The sequence below is a fragment of the Gimesia sp. genome (assembly GCF_048262075.1).
Lineage (GTDB): Bacteria > Planctomycetota > Planctomycetia > Planctomycetales > Planctomycetaceae > Gimesia.
Genome location: NZ_JBLXFK010000010.1, coordinates 66424 through 83439 on the forward strand (window position 1 = coordinate 66424; position 17016 = coordinate 83439).

The window sequence follows — 17016 nt, forward strand, 5'->3', positions numbered from 1 at the left end:
ATTTGCAGTTAAATAATTATGAATCATAACCCACCCGATCTGGCACAAACCATTAAAGCCATTGAGTCAATTGCACCCGACGGATACGGCCGTATGTCGCTTCCCTGTGAAACCGATGAAGAGCTACAGAAGCAGATTGAAATCGCACTGCAGTTTGAAAGCCGAAAAGACTTTCTCTTGAATCAGCGTGGCATCGATAACCTGCTGAAATTTGTCGAACGTATGGCTTCAGAGTGTTTGCGTGAAACACGTTTTAAAGACTGTCTGCATGCAGCCCAGTCGCTTGAGCTACTGCTTGGCCAGCCCGACAATGATGAGCATCCCCTGCTGGTCGCATTGGCGTTGATTCAAGATGCTTATTTTCGACTGCCGGAACCACGGCCTGAATTTGATCAAGCGCAACTGCCCCGGTTCCGTGCGGAGTGGGACCGTTTCGATCAGCAACAAAAAGAAAAAGCAGTTCATTTTCGCATCAGGGAAGAGCCGGAGGGGCCCCGCTATGTCTGTTACTGGTAAGAGGAGCCCGTTAGCGAAGACGCAAGAGATTTAATAATTGCTCTGCGCATGTAAGGCTCAATCCAGGTAGTGGCAGATTATTCCTGTAGCGGGATTTCCAACTGTGATGGAACCGGTTTTACGGTTTTCTGATGTTTTGCGGCAGCCGCTTTCAGCGCTTTGATAACGTCGGGATGAGCTTTAGACACGTCATACTTTTCGGAAGGATCATGCTCCAGATGGTATAAAACGGGTGGATCATGGTCCTGGAATGGTTCGCGCCCATAAGCAGGTTTTGTGATGAAGTGTGCTTTCCAGGGACCCTTTCTTAACGCCATCAGTTTGGTCCCTCGATAGTAGATCATTTCTTCGCGAGGGCTGTTTCCCCCTTCCAGTAACACGGGGGTAAGATCCACTCCATCGACCATTCGGTCAGTCGGGACGGTTCCCCCCGCCAGATTGATGGATGTGGTATAAATATCCATTGTACTTCCCAGTTCCTGTGACACGGAACCGGAAGGAATGTGGCCGGGCCACCAGGCGAGCGTTGGTTCACGCATCCCCCCTTCCCAGGTACTGCCTTTCCCGTCCCGTAACAACCCCGCTGATCCTCCCTGCTCGTTAAAGATCAGCCAGGGGCCATTATCACTGCAAAACCAGACAATGGTATTCTGATCCAGGTTTTGTGTTTTGAGTTCTTTCAGAACCTGACCTACACTCCAGTCGATTTCTTCAATCACGTCTCCATACAATCCCCGCCGGCTTTTATCCTGAAATTCCTGGGAGCGAAAGAGAGGCACATGGGGCATGCTGTGGGCGAGGTAGATGAAGAACGGCTGTTTCTTGTTCTCCTGAATCAGCTTAATTGCCTCTTCTGTATAGCGTTTTGTGATCGTAGTCTGGTCGGCTGGTTGTTCGACGACTTCTGTATCGCGCATCAGGGGAATATTCCAGAATTTGACTTCCGGTTTAAGGAAGATTTTGCGCCCCAGCTTGTGGTTTGCGGATCGATCCATATCGTTGGAATACGGAATTCCAAAGTAGCTGTCAAAGCCGTTGTTGGTAGGGAGAAACTGAGGCAAATGGCCCAGATGCCACTTACCAACGCAAGCCGTTTTATACCCGGCAGCTTTCAAGGCTTCTGCGAGTGTGACTTCGCTTCCAGGAATTCCCCCGCCGGAATTGGGAAACAGGACTCGCCGTTTGTCGCTGCACATCCCTGAACGAATCGGATAGCGACCCGTTAACAACGCGGCGCGACTGGGGGTACACACAGGAGCCGCTGAGTAGAACTGGGTAAATTTCATCCCTTCAGCTGCCATCTGATCCAGGGCAGGTGTCTTTATGGTGGGGTGTCCGAAGCAGGCCAGATCCCCATATCCCAGATCGTCGGCGTAGATCACGATGACATTTGGCTTGGTTGCTGCGTAGATATCGGTGTCTAAGGCCAATAGTAAGAATAGAGAAAACAGGGCGAATACGTATCTATGTGCCAGATGAAGCGTGAGTGCTGATCGTTTCATGTAAAGCGTTCTCCCGGATGGGGTTTCGATTAAACCTGTCTCAAAGCATCCTGTCGATTGTTCCTACTTTGCTGAGCAAGTGCAACCTGAAATCGGATTTTACTTATGTAAAACTTTGCGGGTTATACCGATAACTCCTTCAGATACTAATACTTCATGTCCGAAATATGAATAAGGGCTTTTGTGCTGCCCAACATACAGAGTGTTCAAATTGAAACGGGTTGGAAGAATCAGTTTAAGGCTGAAATATATGGAACAGGAAAGTAATACAAAATTCGAATCAATGTCTGGTTCTGCTGACTGGCGTTCTCTACAGCATCATGAGAGCGTCGAGCAGATCGATCTTTTGATCCGCACCGCACATTTGATCCGGGTGGCATTGAATCAAAGTTTCTCACAGCTGGAAATCAATGAAGTCCGCTATTCCGCATTGAAAGTGATCGATTCGGTCACTGAGACCGGCTGTTCACAATCTGAACTGGCGCGAAAGCTGGGGCAGTCCGAGTCAAATATCTGCACGTTGATCGAACGCATGGAAGGTGACCAGCTGGTGATTCGCCGTCAGTCTCAAAAGGATCGGCGGAAACGCGTGCTCGAAGTGACTGAGCAGGGCGCTCAATTGCTGGAACGGGTGAAGACCTTTCATGGCATCGTTTCGCAGCGACTGCTGGCAACAATCTCTGCTGATCAGAGAAGACAGTTGAATGCCATGTTGCAGTCATTATTAAAGTCTGCACATATTCAGCGTTCTCAACGGGAAACCGTCAAAACATTTCCCGATACAATAGGGCCGTTCCCACTTCAGGGATCTCCTGCGGCTTAGTGTTTCATTTTATTTTCTTAGATACTACCAGGCTTCTAATAATACTGTAACGGATGCTCATTCATGAGACGCACAAGTCTGTTTTCCTGTTATGACACTTACAAGTCAGCCCTCTCTGTCGTGATGATGGCCTGTCTGGTTGTGTTGTCAACGGGTTGCTCTCCTACTTTCTGGGCTGATCAGGCCAACTCGGACAGTTATGATATTCTGGCTGAGAAAGCCAACGACCCGGCATGGGAAGTTCCTCGCTATGATGTAGAACCGGATCCACGCAGTCGCTTCTACGATCCCTATGATCCGAATCATGAGCCTCTGCCTCCCGACGATCCGGCGGCAAATGTTTACATGCACTGGTTACAGTGTAAAAAAGGTTATAAGAGCTGGCATAAATTTGGCCGTGCTCTCAGTATCGAAAACCCGGACTGGTTAGTGCAGTATGGAATCAGCCCTGAATTGAGTGCCGAAATTGCAGCTTCCGGTAATTCAATGCCGGGTGTGGAATTACCCGCGCTCGAAGATGTGACCCTGCGAGAAACCATTGATATTGCCAACATCAACAGTCGGGAGTATCAGTTTCAAATTGAGAATCTGTTTCTGGCTGCTCTGGATTTGACTTTCGGACGTTTTCAGTTCGATGTTCGTTATCTCGGAGTCGGCGGACAGAATCCCCAGGCCGAACTGAATCGTCGACGTCTGGCGAACGGAACTCAGGAACTGGATCTGGGCAGCCGGATGGGCGTCAATCAGGTTCTGCCCAGTGGTGCCCAATGGGCGGTGGAACTGGCCAACAATACGCTCTGGTTATTTTCCGGCTCGAATCAGACGAACTCTGTCAGTGTGCTTTCCTATTCACTCGTGCAACCTCTGTTGTTTGGAGCAGGACGAAAAGTCGTCTTGAATAACCTGACTCAGGATGAACGTAATGTCTTGTATCAGACACGAATTCTGGCCCGCTTTCGTAAAACATTTTTTACACAGAACGTAGCAGGCGGAAACGGCTTTCTGCAGCTGTTACAACAGCTGCAGGTGGTTTACAACGAACGAGACAACATCAAACGGCTCGAACGCCAGGTGGAAATGCTCAGAGCGTTGTCTTCACAAAAACCAAAAGTGCAGTCGGAACGCCTCGAGAAACTGCCTGAGAACTGGATCATTCCGCCTGAGCTTGCAGAGAAAATGGAATTCGATGAAGAGGCACGGATGCTCTCCTGGAAAGGGGAGATGACTGCGGACCAGGAAAAACGTCTGCTCGCGCTCAGTGATGAAGACGCTTATCAGGCCACCGCGAGTGAACTCGTGCAGCGGATTCGTACCGAAGTCGTCACTCTGGATGTGGCACAGCTGGAAACCAGGCTGGCCCAGTCAATCAACCGTCTGCGTTCTCTTGAGCGCGCCTTTCAGGATTCCCTGGGGGATTTTAAGCTCTTTCTCGGTCTGCCTCCTGATATGCCAATGAGCATTGATGAATCTCTACTGAAACCATTTCAGTTGATCGATCCCCTGCTGCCGGAAATTGAACAGGAAATCTATGACTATGTCGAAGTCTGGGCAAAAGTTTATGTTGAAGACTGGGAAGATCCCAATCTTGTCCCGCCCACGACTGATGACTTGCTCAAGGTTGTTGAAGGTCTTCAGGTATTACTCGGTCGGCTCAAAACGGATGCTCAACTGACATTGGAGCAGGACATTAAAAATGTGGATCTGCTGCTGGGTGAAACCGAGGAAGGGGTCTCTGAGGAGATTCTGGCGTTACGCAAACGCCGTCTCGTATCGGCTGAGGATCGCGACCGGGTACGTCAAAGTACTGCAAATGATATACGATTGTATTCTGGTATTCGCAAAGAGGTTCAGGAAATCGAAAGCCGTCTGGAAGGGTTAAAAGGCTTTCTCAGCGAGGAAACGCTCTCCAATGACCAGAAAAAACGAATTATTCTGGAAATGGCCAATCTGCGGGAAGATATGCTCAGAACTTCCCAGGGAATGCAGGTGATCGAAATTGGTTTGCGGGTCGAACTCATTACACTGGAACCATTTACGATGGGTATTTCTGAAGCCGTACGCATTGGTCTGGAGAATCGCCTCGACCTGATGAATGAGCGCGGATACGTCATGGATGCCAGAAGATTGATGGAAGTGCGGTCTAATTCTCTCGAAGCGGTGTTAAATGTCGTAGTAGATGGAGACGTAAGTACGCCTCTCGGCAAAAATAAGCCTCTCGACTTCCGCGGTAGTCAGGCTGGATTGCGGGCAGGTATCGAATTTACGGCTCCGTTGTCATTAGTACAGGAGCGTAATGCTTATCGCGAATCTCAAATTGACTACCAGAGACAGCGTCGTACTTTCATGGAAGCACAAGACAATGTCAAATTCGATATTCGACAGAGCTGGCGCCAGCTGAATGTCCTCCGTCAGAATTTCGAAACATCACGGGTTCAGATTCGTCTGGCGGCACTGCAGTACGACAGTGCAGTCGAGGCCACCTCGGGACCTGCCCAGGCTGGACGAACCCCGGGGTTAACACTGTTAAATGCGTTATCTTCGGTATTAGAGGCACAAAACGGTTTAATCAGCAACTGGGTAAATTATGAACAAAACCGACTTAACATCTATCGAGATATGGGTATCATGGAGATAGATGAAAATGGTATTTGGAAAGACGATTTCTATCAACACCGCGCGGGAAGAATCAGGCCTACCAATGAGCACCGCCAATCCACCCCAGGAACAACAGAAACAAGAGTCACTGCAGGAGAAGACATCCAACCAGTCGTCTTCCGACCTGCAGCAGAACTCAACGCACTCACCGAAACAGAAGAAGAGCCAGCGCAGGCGCCTTAAAAAATCAACAGTGCTGATCATCGCACTGGTTGTCGTCGTGACTTCAGTCCTGACCATACCTGCTTTGCGCACCCCGCTCTTTTCTGTGTTTTCGTCTGGGGTGAAGAAGAATACTTCTTACATCACAGACAAGGCAACCAGAGGCCCGTTCCGGGTATCGGTTACCGAACGAGGTCAGCTTGACAGTCTGAATAATGTGACCCTGTCCAGCAAAGTGAAAGGCTTCACGACCATCCTCAGCATTGTTCCGGAAGGAACAATGGTAGAGAAAGGGGATGTCGTTTGTGAACTCGATTCTTCACTATTGGTCGACAAAGAAAAACAGCAGCAGATTCAGGTGACGCAGACGGAAGCCGAACTGAAGCAGGCCGAGGAAAATGTCGCGATTCAAAAGACACAGAATGAAAGTGATACCTCCGCTGCAGAACTGGCGTTAGTGCTGGCGAAACTCGATCTGGAGAAATTTCTCAGAGGGGAATCACAGCGGGATATCAACGTGAAAGAAGGCGCGATCACCAAAGCGCGTGAGGATCTGCAACGTGCTGAAGAGACTTTCGAGTTCTCAAAACGCATCGCCAAAAAAGGGTATAAAAACCAGAATGATGTCGAAGCCGACCGTATTACTGTCGTCAAAGCCGAGATTGATCTGGAGATTGCCAAAGAAGATCTTAAGGTAGAAAAAGATTACGTTCAGACCCGTAAGAGCAAAGAACTCGAAGCAGATGTAGACGAGAAAATACGAAACCTGGAACGCGTAAAGCGCCAGGGCGTTGCCACGCTGGCCCAGTATGATGCCCGCCTCAAAGCCAGCCAGTTGACTTACGAAGTGGAAAAGAGCGAACTGGAACGCATTCGTGAGCAGATACTCGCCTGTAAGCTGATTGCACCACAAAACGGTCAGGTCGTTTACGCAAACCAGGACAGCGGTCGACGCAGTAGTGGTGAGGATGTGATTGAAGAAGGGACAGAAGTCCGCGAACGTCAGTCGATTATTCAACTCCCTGACTTTTCACAAATGAAAGTGGATGCCCGCATTCACGAATCGAAAATCAGTATGATCAGTCAAGGCTTGCCTGTTGATATCCGCGTCGACGCCTTTCCCGAGCAACTCTATCGCGGTACCGTCGATCAGGTTTCCTCAGTGCCGATTTCTTCCAACTGGATGCGACCTGACTTAAAAGAGTACAAAGCCACGATCAGAATTCTTCCTGACAATGGTGACATCACCAAACTCAAGCCTGGTTTAACTGCAGAAATTGAAATTCGCGTTGATCAGCGCCCAGATATTCTGCAGGTGCCGGTACAGTCTGTGATTACAATTGGCGAACAACGCTATATGTTTATTTTAATGCCAGATGGAACCTCTGAACGCAGAGAAGTCAAAATTGGTCAGGCCAGTGATACCATGATCGAAATCCTGTCTGGCATCGAAGCCGGGGAAGAAGTGATTTTGAATCCACGGACCCACTTTGCCGACGAGCTGATCGATCTGGAAGAACAGCTGGCCATGGAAAAGAAAAAACAGGCTGACAAAAAGGGCCCCGCCAGTGCTGATGCAAAGTCGGGAGGTCCTGCAGTTGGAAATACAGGCGGTAAAAAATCTGGTGGTCAATCGGCAGCCAAGAAAAAACCTGCCGGTGGAAATGCCGCTGGTATGCTACAGCGCCTGGATAAGGACTCCGATGGAAAACTTTCCAAGGATGAAACCCCGGAACGAATGCAGGAACGTTTCGATGAACTGGATGCCAACAAGGACGGTTTTCTGGATGCAGGAGAGCTCAGTAAACTCCGAGTCCCCGGCGGCGGTGCTGGTGGTCCCGGTGGTACATCAGGCGGCTCGAGGCCCGGCGGAGAAAACCGACCATGAAGCTTGCTGCTCAAATTGTCGATCTCACCAAGTTCTATGACCTGGGATCGGTTGTGGTCAAAGCACTGCGGGGCGTGTCTACGGACTTCCCTGAAGGGGACTTTGTGGCCATTATGGGCTCGTCCGGGAGTGGTAAAAGTACCATGTTGAACCTGTTGGGGGCGCTGGACCGTCCGACCAGCGGTCAGTACATCCTTGGCGGCCGCGATGTCTCTACGCTGAATGATGATGAACTCTCAGAGATGCGGAACGACATGATCGGATTTATCTTTCAGTCGTTTAATCTGATTTCACAATATACGGTACTCGAAAATATTGAAGTCCCCCTGCTCTACCGGTCTGGTTACCCGGCGATTGGACGCGTCGAGCGGGAATGGTGTATGGAACTGGCACGCATGGTGGGGCTGGGCGATCGCATGGATCACCGCCCCTTTCAGTTGTCCGGGGGGCAGCAGCAGCGTGTGTCCATTGCCCGTGCGTTGGTCAATGACCCTCAGGTTATTCTGGCAGATGAACCAACCGGAAACCTGGATTCCGCCACCGAAGCGGAAATTATGGATATCCTGCATAATCTGAATGCAGAGGGACGCACCATTATTATGGTGACCCATGAACCGGGGATTGCCAAACAGACCAAGCGCCAGATCATGATGAAAGATGGTCTGATTGAAAGTGAAACCATCCTGCAACAGGCCCTCCCTGTCTCTTAACGCGACACATAGTCACCCCTTTACTTTTTCATTCTGTCTTACACTCAGGCCTCTGGCATGTCCCGTATTATTCGTATTGTTCGGCTCGCTTTAAAAAGCTTAATGCTGCATAAGCTCAGGTCCGGATTAACGATGCTCGGGATTGTGTTTGGTGTGTTCTCGGTGATCGCGATGCTGGCGATTGGTGAAGGTGCCAGCGCCCAGGCACAGAAGCAGGTTCTCGAACTGGGGGCCACGAATGTGATTGTCCGCAGTGTCAAACCGCCCCATGAGGTCACGCAGTCTTCAACACGCAGCCGCGTTCTGCAATACGGCCTGCTGCGTTCTGACTATAAAATCTTGACGGAAACTCTTCCCACGATTACCAGCGCCGCCCCCATTCGCGAAGTGGATCGGGAAATTCGTTATCTTAAAGAAGCCATGAATGCCCGCGTCGTGGGTTGCACCGCCGACTATCAGGAGATGAATCATCTGCAACTGTCCCAGGGACGATTCCTGACAGGCAGCGATCAAGAGAAGCTGTTGAACGTGACCGTGATTGCCAACGAAGTGGCCAACAGTCTGTTTAAATTTGAGGACCCTCTCGGAAAGTCGATTCGGATTGGTCCCATGTTTTACACAGTGGTCGGCGTCACGAAAGACAGGACGGCGTCCGCAGCCATTGGAGGCAGTCTTTCCGGCCAGGATTATAACAAAGACGTTTATATTCCCATCAAAACCTTACAGGCCCGTGAAGGGGATCTGGATATCAAAAATCAGGCTGGTAGTATGACAGCCGAACATATTGAACTCAATCAGATCACACTGCGCGTAAATGATAAAGATTCTGTACTGCCAACAGCACAGGCAATTCGCGAGACGCTGGAACAGTCACACCCACGTACCAAAGACTACGCAGTGGTCGTGCCTTTGGAACTGTTGAAACAGGCGGAACAGATCCGGATGATCTTTAACGTTGTTTTGGGTTCCATTGCCGCCATCAGTCTGGTGGTGGGAGGCATCGGAATTATGAACATCATGCTGGCGACCGTCACCGAACGGACACGTGAAATTGGTGTGCGACGTGCGCTGGGGGCGCGTCAAATTGATATCATCGAACAGTTCCTTACCGAAACGATTGTACTGGCCGGATCAGGGGGGCTGATTGGAGTCGTTTTTGGACTTCTGACCCCTGTTACCTTTCTGGGGATTCAGTGGTTCGTACAGAACTTTGTCATGGAAGGAAATTCCGCGGGTTCGGAAGTCGGCCGCATGTTTTTTGACCTCCATCCCCAAATTGCCTTCTGGAGCCTGCCTGTTGCCTTTGGTATTTCTGTAACCATAGGAATTATCTCCGGGATATACCCGGCAATTTCGGCAGCACGCCTCGATCCGATTGAAGCACTGCGGCACGAGTAAACTTCAAGTAGCGGTCTGGTGTTACGCTGATTGTTTCATTTTGGGTTATCAATGAATCTGAAATCGTCTGTGAAAAATTCAGGTTGAGCTGTTCCACTCCACCACCTGCCTCTTACAATAGAGGTGTGCTCATTCCGCAGCACCCGCATCCTATTTTGAACCTACCTCATGTTGCCAACCAGAAAACGGAGAATCAGGCATGCCAGGAAAGTCAGCTTTTCTGAATCAAGTCCCCTGCACTGTTGCACTTTTTACCCTGCTGTTCGCCGGCAGTTTCTCGTCTGCTTTTGCTGATGAAAAAACGCCCGCTGACCCAGCCGATACTGAAATCAAAAATCCCTTTCCGGATCGTCCCCTGGCACCGAGTATTGATGGTGGTGTCGAGTGGTTGAATACGTCCGGAGAAATCACACTGAAAGATCTGCGGGGAAAAGTTGTCCTCATCGATTTCTGGACCTATTGCTGTATCAACTGCATGCACGTCTTACCCGATCTGGCTTACCTCGAGAAGAAGTATCCCAACGAATTGGTGGTGATTGGATGTCATTCTGCCAAATTTGATAATGAAAAAGAGACCGATAATATCCGTCGCGCCATACAGCGCTATGAAATCAAACACCCCGTCATCAATGATGCCAATATGACGGTCTGGCGTAAGTTTGGTGTACGTGCCTGGCCATCAATGGTCTTGATCGACCCGGAAGGAAATTACTGCGGTCATCTGTCAGGCGAAGGCAATCGGGAAGTGCTTGATAAAATTCTGGAAAAAGTCATCGCCTATCATCGTGCCAAGGGGACACTCGATGAAACTCCCGTGCATTTCGAACTGGAGTCGACCAAATTAAAACAGACGCCCCTCAAGTTCCCTGGCAAACTGCTCGCTGATGCCGCCCAGCAGCGATTGTTTATTTCTGACAGTAACCATAACCGGATCGTGATTACTTCGTTGGATGGCAAACTGATTGACGTCATTGGCTCCGGTCAGATCGGCAGCCAGGATGGCGACTTTAAAACAGCATCCTTTGATCATCCGCAGGGAATGGCTCTGGTCGGGAACACGTTGTATGTGGCTGATACGGAAAATCATCTGATCCGCACAGTCGATCTCGATAAGAAACAGGTCAGTACACTGGCAGGTACTGGAGAACAGGCGCGTTTTCGTTCTGCAGGTGGGAAGCTGAGAGAGGCTGCTCTGAACAGTCCCTGGGCGCTGGCGGCGATTGATGATGTGCTCTATATCTGCATGGCGGGCCCGCATCAGATCTGGTCCCACAAACTCGGTTCCGAAGAGATCGGCGTTTATGCCGGCTCCGGCCGGGAAGACATTACCAACGGTCCCCTGGAAACATCCGCATTTGCGCAGACGTCAGGCATCGCCGTTGATGGCGAAATTTTCTATGTCGTCGACAGTGAAGGCTCTGCTGTTCGCAAGGTGGATACGAAGCACAAAACGGTTTCCACAATCGCAGGCACTTCCGATCTCGAACGGGGAAGGTCCCTGTTCGAATTTGGTGACATCGACGGCATTGGTGAAGAGGCACGTCTGCAGCATCCGCTGGGAGTTTTGTATGATAACGGACGTCTGTTTATTGCCGATACCTACAATCATAAACTGAAAACCATTGACCTGAAGACGAATGAAGTCAAAACGTTTCTGGGAACTGGCAAAGAGGGAAACAGTCTGAATCCGGTTGAGTTTTCTGAACCATCGGGCCTGGCGAAGGTGGGGAATCGACTGTATGTGGCTGATACTAACAATCAGCGGATCTGTGTCGTGAACCTGGACGATAACAAAGTCAGTGAATTCAAAATCGCTGGTTTAACACCTCCCCGCTTGCCGAAAACCGTCGATAACAGCTTTGCGGCTGCTGCAGACAAGGCATTAAGTGTGGCCCCCCAGAAAGTCGCTCCCGGTGCTGCGTTAAAAATCGAAGTCACTCCCCAACTGCCCGCGGAATATAAACTTTCCCCGTTGGCGCCGGTGAAGTTTATCTTCAAATCGGCTGAGAACCCTAAAGTCATCCTGGCCCGGGGAAAAGGGACCGTTGAAGGAAATCAACTGGTTTTGCAACTGCCGGCCTTAAAGCAACTGACTGGCACATATGTTTTGAATCTGCGGTTTGGCTACTGTCGCGATGGGGTTGGCGGTCTGTGTAAACAGCATTCTGCCCAGTGGAATCTTCCTCTGCAGGCTGACCAGACTTCCAAAACGGACACTGTTTCTCTGACTCTGGATCTTTCAAAAGAGTAATCACAACAGGCAAGATTTGACAAATTAACGGTTGCTGACCTCTCATTCTGACAGGACAGCAACCGTTTTTTAATAACGGCATCCACGACAAAAACTGCCATCTAACCTGTTTTACCTGGAAAGCCGTGTTTTAAGCAACATCCAGTCAAAGTTTGTCTGTAAAAGCAGACTGGCATGGCAATTGCAAATTGTTACTCTGGAAGACAGCTCGAAATCGTACTGTTCTTTTAAGACGAACTGCGGTATAAAATTTGAGACAGGAGGAACCATAATGGCACAGAATGAAAAAAATTACGATCTGGCAAAAGAGCGGGTCGAGAAGAAAATGGGCTTTATGATTCATTGTGGTATTTATGTTGTTGTCAATGCTGGCCTGATTGCGTTAAACCTGACGCGGTCTCCAGACAAATACTGGTTTATCTGGCCTCTTTTGGGCTGGGGAATTGGTGTGGTCTTTCATGCCTTTAAAGTCTTCGGACCTGCCCGAACGGCCAGCTTAAAAGAAAAAATGATTGAGAAGGAACAGTCAAAACTCAATCAGTAGATTAAAACATCAATAGAAAAGCACTTCATGACTGCAACTGATCCAATCTGTCATATGGAAGTCGACGAGTCCACTGCATTGCATGAAACCGTTGATGGTCAAACCTGGTATTTCTGCAGTCAGGGGTGCCGCGATAAATTCGTGGCGCAGCATGCAGAACCGAAACCGGCAGAAAAGCCCAGTTGCTGTCACCATGATCAGCATCAGGGGCACGACCAGCATGCGGAGCACCAGTCTCACAAACAGAAATCCAAAGATGTACCCGCCGGTACGATCTATTCCTGTCCCATGCATCCGGAGATTGAACAGGTAGGGCCAGGCAGCTGTCCTATCTGTGGTATGGATCTGGAACCGTTGATGCCTCAGAAAGAGGAATCACCTGAGGAAGCAGCTGAATATGAGCGGATGGCCCGTCGCTTCTGGGGTGGGCTGATACTGGGGTTGCCGGTATTCCTGCTGGCGATGTTGCCCATGACCGGGTTTCCGGTTCAGAACTGGTTCTCGCCCAAAGTATCCGGATGGATTCAGTTCATACTCGCGACACCGGTGATGTTCTGGGCAGGCTGGCCTCTGTTTGAACGCGCCTATCGTTCGATCATCAGCATGAATCTGAACATGTTCACGCTGATTGGAATTGGTACCGGCACTGCCTATGTTTATAGTGTGATCGCACTATTGGCCCCCGGTATTTTTCCCGCTTCCTTTCAACATGAGGGAGCAGTCGAGCTGTATTTTGAAGCGACGGTGGTAATCACTGTTCTGGTTTTGCTGGGACAGATGCTGGAACTAAGAGCCCGCAAACGGACCAACAGCGCCATTCAGGAACTGCTGTCTCTTGCCCCGCCGACTGCCCATCTGGTCGTCGAGGGCGAAGAACAGGAGATCCCGCTGGAAGAAGTACAGGCAGGCAATCTATTGCGTGTGCGCCCTGGAGAAAAAGTGCCCGTCGATGGAGTCGTTCAGGACGGAAAAAGTCTGATCGATGAATCGATGATTACTGGCGAAGCAGTACCTGTCACGAAAGAGCAGGGGGACGACGTCATTGGAGGAACTGTAAATCAGACCGGCTCGTTCCTGATGAAAGCGGAAAAAGTAGGGGGAGAAACCCTGCTGTCACAGATCATTCAGATGGTCTCCAGTGCACAGCGCAGTCGGGCACCGATTCAACGGGTGGTGGATACCATTGCCTCACGTTTTGTACCTGCAGTCCTGGCGGTTTCCGTGATTACCTTTCTGCTCTGGAGCTGGCTGGGACCGGAACCCCGCTTCGCCTATGCCCTGATCAATGCGGTGGCTGTGTTGATTATCGCCTGTCCCTGTGCGCTTGGGTTGGCGACTCCCATGTCGATCATGGTCGGCGTTGGTCGTGGTGCAAAGCAGGGCATTCTGATCAAAAACGCAGAAGTGCTCGAGACCCTGCAGAAAGTAGATACGCTGGTTGTTGATAAAACGGGCACACTCACCGAAGGTCGACCACGACTGACAGAATGTGTGCCTGCTGCAGACTACAGCGAAGCAGATCTGCTGCAGATCGCAGCTTCCGTTGAGCAGCACAGCGAACACCCCCTGTCACAGGCCGTTGTGGTTGCTGCAAAAGAACGTGAGTTGAAACTGAAGGACGTGAGTGAGTTTGACTCAGTCACAGGAGCAGGGGTCACAGGCACTGTCGAGGGAAAGCTGGTCCTGATTGGCAGCGCTTCCTTTTTACGGGATCAGTCGATCAACATCAAAGAGGAACTGAGTTCGCAGGCAGACCAGCTCCGCGAACAGGGGCAGGGCGTTATTTTTATCGCAGTGGCAAATGAGTTTGCCGGCTTTCTTTCTGTTTCAGATCCGATCAAGGAAACCACTGCTCAGGCAATACAGAAGCTGCATGAACTGGGACTCTCGATTCTGATGATGACGGGCGATAATGAAAAGACGGCCCGCGCGGTCGCGAAATCACTCAACATTGATGAAGTAGAAGCAGGAGTGAAGCCACAGGACAAATATGAAAAAATCAAGGCCTTGCGCAATGCAGGTCACAAAGTCGCAATGGCAGGAGATGGCATTAACGACGCCCCGGCCCTGGCGGAAGCCGATGTGGGCATCGCTATGGGAACAGGAACGGATGTCGCCATTGAAAGTGCCGAAGTCACACTGGTCAAAGGGGATCTCCGTGGCGTCGTCGATGCCATTGACCTCAGTCGACTGGTAATGAAGAACATCCATCAGAATTTACTGTTTGCTTTCGGTTATAATGCCCTGGGCATACCGATCGCGGCAGGGATTCTGGTCCCCTTCCTGGGCATGCATGCTTTGTTAAGTCCGATGATCGCTGCAGCAGCCATGAGTTTCAGCTCAATCTCCGTAATTGGCAATGCACTCCGACTGCGATCACAATCCTGATAGCTAATGTCAGTCAGCCTGTTTTTTCGCTTTGACGATACGGCTGACTTCTTTCAGTAGCAGGAAATGACCTGGTTTAACCATGGTGCCGTGGGTAAAACCATCCAGTTCAAACAGTTGAGCCTGCGGATGTTTGACCACTTTTAACAAGCTGTGCATGTAGGCGTTTTCTTCGTAGCGCGTAGGAAACTCCAGTTCCCGGTCTCCGGTGATCAGCAGGATCGGCGGGGCATCTTTGCGGGCGTGAAACAGGGGAGCCATGTCATCAATGATGGGTTGATCGCGTTCGATTCCCATTTCTTCGCGAACGGTCATGTGCGTGATGCAGTGGCCACTGTAGGGAATCAGGCCGGCGATCTGATTCGCGTCGATGTCATGCGCTGCCAGCCAGCGTTTATCCAGTCCCAGCATACTGGTCAGGTAACCGCCTGCGGAATGTCCGGCGACAAAAATCAGATCGGGGTTGCCGCCATATTCTTTGATATGCTGAAACGTCCAGGCCACGGCAGCAGCAGCGTCTTCGAGGTAGGCCGGTTTTTTGGCTTTGGGAAACAGACGGTAGTTGACAGCCACAATCGCAATTCCCTGGTCCTGTAGTTCTTTGGGAATGGATTTCCTGCCCCCCTTCAAGCCGCCACCATGAAACCAGACGACTGTAGGGAAATCCTTGATGTTTGTTGGATAATACAGGTCCAGCTTGCAGCGTTCCTGCATGTATTCGTTCTGTTGTGACTGTTCTGCCGTGTAATACGGGATCTCGTTCAGCGTTTTGTAACCGGCGTCGGTTTCCTCTGCCTGGGAGACCTGTAACATCGCGGGAAACAACATCAGTAAAACCAGGGTGAATCCAATTGTTCGCTGTCGCATCGCTCTACCTTGTAATATCAATATTAAAATGAAACGTTTTACGTGTGATGTACTTTCCTGACGAGAAGTTAACCTGTCAGCGATTAAAACTCTGTGTCAGGTTTTGTCTCTTGTGGTGGGTCTGGTTTGAGAAACCAGGGGACATCTTTTTTCAACCAGTCAATGATTGCGTCACTCGCAATCGCATTGGCTTTCCCGTTGGGGTGATGGTCTGTGGCGTGCACCCAAAGGTCTGAGGTGTTCTGTCCTGCAAAAGCACTGGTCAGGTCCAGCACGGGCAGTCCAGCCTCTTCTGCGATCGCTGCGACCTGGGTATGAATGGGTTTCAGCGGGTACTCCGATTCAAACCCTTCCATCAGTGGATAGATTACAAATACGGAGCGGCAGCCTGGGATTTTAGGAATTGTTTGAATTGTTTCTTTGAAAACACGCAGGTTTTCCCTGTTGAACTCAGGGTCGTACGAGTCGAGATACCATTGCACGGTTTCCCGTTTAATTTTCTCCATTTCGAAAGGAGCGGTCAACAGTCCAACAGATTTTAAGTAGCCTCCATGCCAGCTGTTCTTTTTGTAATCATCGAGGTACTGATCCCGGATCTGAACGAGATCGTTGATGTACTTCTGACGTTCCGCGAGTCGCGGATGCAACGGGATGTCATTCGGAATAAAGACAAAAATTGCCCGATGGCAGTCCGCTTCCCGTGTGATGGCTGCCAGTATCTGCAGCTCATCCATGGTGTTTGCACCCACTTGACCGCCATTGATGACCTCATATTTTTTCCCCAGTTGAAATTCCAGTTGGCGGGAGATGGTTTTTTCAATGGGAACCCCTTCGCCGAAGACGAAAGAGTCTCCTATACAGGCAATGCGCATTACATCATCTGGCGCCTCGTTTGAATATTCGCGGTCCCGAATCCCTTTGGATGAATGCGTGTATTTCACACACCAGGGTGTCTCTGTGAGGCGGTCGAGTGGCAGGGGTTTCGGATTGAGCGTATAAGTCAGGAGTTCCCATTTCCCATGCGAGGTATCTGGGACGGCCGAGAATTCTTCGTGAGGATTGTCAGGATAGCATTGATAGTAGGTAATCTGGTCCTGCTTTGTCAGATCAGCGAGCTGTCGTTTGGAAATCAATCGTGGGGGCTCGACGTGAAATACACGTACGAGTGTTTCTACGACAACCAGACTGAGCAGCAGTCCCACGCCCAGGGCGGCGAGTCGAAACAGAATGGTTTTGTTCCTGCTGCGTTCGGTTGTGTTCTGACTGGATGGAATCTCTGTAGTCTGATTCAAAGGGGTTTCGATCTGTCTGA

At 50.2% G+C, this 17016-nt stretch carries 12 protein-coding genes; 9 read left to right on the forward strand and 3 right to left on the reverse strand.

Annotation, left to right across the window (positions count from 1 at the left end):
- Window positions 1-18 precede the first annotated feature (18 nt).
- A complete protein-coding gene (locus ACN0YH_RS18995) occupies window positions 19-516 on the forward strand; it encodes a hypothetical protein (protein ID WP_417381162.1) in 498 nt (165 codons plus the stop codon).
- Between the two features lie 77 nt (window positions 517-593).
- On the opposite strand, the gene ACN0YH_RS19000 is transcribed toward ACN0YH_RS18995, so the two are convergent.
- Window positions 594-2018, reverse strand: a complete 1425-nt coding sequence (locus ACN0YH_RS19000; RefSeq protein ID WP_417381163.1) for a sulfatase — start codon at window positions 2016-2018, stop codon at window positions 594-596.
- A 250-nt stretch (window positions 2019-2268) separates the two neighbouring features.
- On the opposite strand from ACN0YH_RS19000, the gene ACN0YH_RS19005 reads away from it, so the two are divergent.
- The 8 genes from ACN0YH_RS19005 to ACN0YH_RS19040 all read left to right on the forward strand — a co-directional run bounded on the left by ACN0YH_RS19005 (window position 2269) and on the right by ACN0YH_RS19040 (window position 14837).
- Window positions 2269-2841, forward strand: coding sequence for a MarR family winged helix-turn-helix transcriptional regulator (locus ACN0YH_RS19005; RefSeq protein WP_417381164.1), 573 nt, complete (start codon window positions 2269-2271; stop codon window positions 2839-2841).
- 63 nt (window positions 2842-2904) lie between these two features.
- The gene (locus tag ACN0YH_RS19010) at window positions 2905-5679 is read left to right on the forward strand and encodes a TolC family protein (RefSeq protein WP_417381165.1); all 2775 of its coding nucleotides are present in this window, start codon (window positions 2905-2907) and stop codon (window positions 5677-5679) included.
- A 259-nt stretch (window positions 5680-5938) separates the two neighbouring features.
- Window positions 5939-7546, forward strand: coding sequence for an HlyD family efflux transporter periplasmic adaptor subunit (locus ACN0YH_RS19015; RefSeq protein ID WP_417381303.1), 1608 nt, complete (start codon window positions 5939-5941; stop codon window positions 7544-7546).
- Entirely contained in the window at window positions 7543-8256 is a 714-nt protein-coding gene (locus tag ACN0YH_RS19020) for an ABC transporter ATP-binding protein (protein ID WP_417381166.1), read from the forward strand. The genes ACN0YH_RS19015 and ACN0YH_RS19020 overlap by 4 nt, the downstream gene beginning before the upstream one ends.
- A 57-nt stretch (window positions 8257-8313) precedes the next feature.
- Entirely contained in the window at window positions 8314-9654 is a 1341-nt protein-coding gene (locus ACN0YH_RS19025; protein ID WP_417381167.1) for an ABC transporter permease, read from the forward strand.
- 199 nt (window positions 9655-9853) lie between these two features.
- Complete coding sequence (locus ACN0YH_RS19030) at window positions 9854-11905, forward strand: thioredoxin-like domain-containing protein (protein ID WP_417381168.1); 2052 nt, start codon at window positions 9854-9856, stop codon at window positions 11903-11905.
- 271 nt (window positions 11906-12176) lie between these two features.
- The gene (locus ACN0YH_RS19035; RefSeq protein ID WP_417381169.1) at window positions 12177-12449 is read left to right on the forward strand and encodes a 2TM domain-containing protein; all 273 of its coding nucleotides are present in this window, start codon (window positions 12177-12179) and stop codon (window positions 12447-12449) included.
- A gap of 27 nt (window positions 12450-12476) precedes the next feature.
- On the forward strand, window positions 12477-14837 hold the full coding sequence (locus ACN0YH_RS19040) for a heavy metal translocating P-type ATPase (RefSeq protein ID WP_417381170.1): 2361 nt from the start codon (window positions 12477-12479) through the stop codon (window positions 14835-14837).
- A 9-nt stretch (window positions 14838-14846) separates the two neighbouring features.
- Here the strand turns inward: ACN0YH_RS19040 and ACN0YH_RS19045 are convergent, their stop codons facing one another.
- Together ACN0YH_RS19045 and ACN0YH_RS19050 are read right to left on the reverse strand one after the other, a co-directional pair.
- On the reverse strand, window positions 14847-15704 hold the full coding sequence (locus tag ACN0YH_RS19045; RefSeq protein WP_417381171.1) for an alpha/beta hydrolase: 858 nt from the start codon (window positions 15702-15704) through the stop codon (window positions 14847-14849).
- An 83-nt stretch (window positions 15705-15787) separates the two neighbouring features.
- Window positions 15788-16996 (reverse strand): SGNH/GDSL hydrolase family protein, encoded by a 1209-nt coding sequence (locus tag ACN0YH_RS19050; protein ID WP_417381172.1) that lies wholly within the window; start codon window positions 16994-16996, stop codon window positions 15788-15790.
- Window positions 16997-17016: the final 20 nt, after the last annotated feature.

What these genes read in the sequence shown, in the direction of transcription:
- ACN0YH_RS18995 (WP_417381162.1), top strand. Translation starts at nt 19, where the DNA reads ATGAATCATAACCCACCCGATCTGGCACAAACCATTAAAGCCATTGAG.
- ACN0YH_RS19000 (WP_417381163.1), bottom strand. Translation starts at nt 2,018, where the DNA reads ATGAAACGATCAGCACTCACGCTTCATCTGGCACATAGATACGTATTC.
- ACN0YH_RS19005 (WP_417381164.1), top strand. Translation starts at nt 2,269, where the DNA reads ATGGAACAGGAAAGTAATACAAAATTCGAATCAATGTCTGGTTCTGCT.
- ACN0YH_RS19010 (WP_417381165.1), top strand. Translation starts at nt 2,905, where the DNA reads ATGAGACGCACAAGTCTGTTTTCCTGTTATGACACTTACAAGTCAGCC.
- ACN0YH_RS19015 (WP_417381303.1), top strand. Translation starts at nt 5,939, where the DNA reads ATGGTAGAGAAAGGGGATGTCGTTTGTGAACTCGATTCTTCACTATTG.
- ACN0YH_RS19020 (WP_417381166.1), top strand. Translation starts at nt 7,543, where the DNA reads ATGAAGCTTGCTGCTCAAATTGTCGATCTCACCAAGTTCTATGACCTG.
- ACN0YH_RS19025 (WP_417381167.1), top strand. Translation starts at nt 8,314, where the DNA reads ATGTCCCGTATTATTCGTATTGTTCGGCTCGCTTTAAAAAGCTTAATG.
- ACN0YH_RS19030 (WP_417381168.1), top strand. Translation starts at nt 9,854, where the DNA reads ATGCCAGGAAAGTCAGCTTTTCTGAATCAAGTCCCCTGCACTGTTGCA.
- ACN0YH_RS19035 (WP_417381169.1), top strand. Translation starts at nt 12,177, where the DNA reads ATGGCACAGAATGAAAAAAATTACGATCTGGCAAAAGAGCGGGTCGAG.
- ACN0YH_RS19040 (WP_417381170.1), top strand. Translation starts at nt 12,477, where the DNA reads ATGACTGCAACTGATCCAATCTGTCATATGGAAGTCGACGAGTCCACT.
- ACN0YH_RS19045 (WP_417381171.1), bottom strand. Translation starts at nt 15,704, where the DNA reads ATGCGACAGCGAACAATTGGATTCACCCTGGTTTTACTGATGTTGTTT.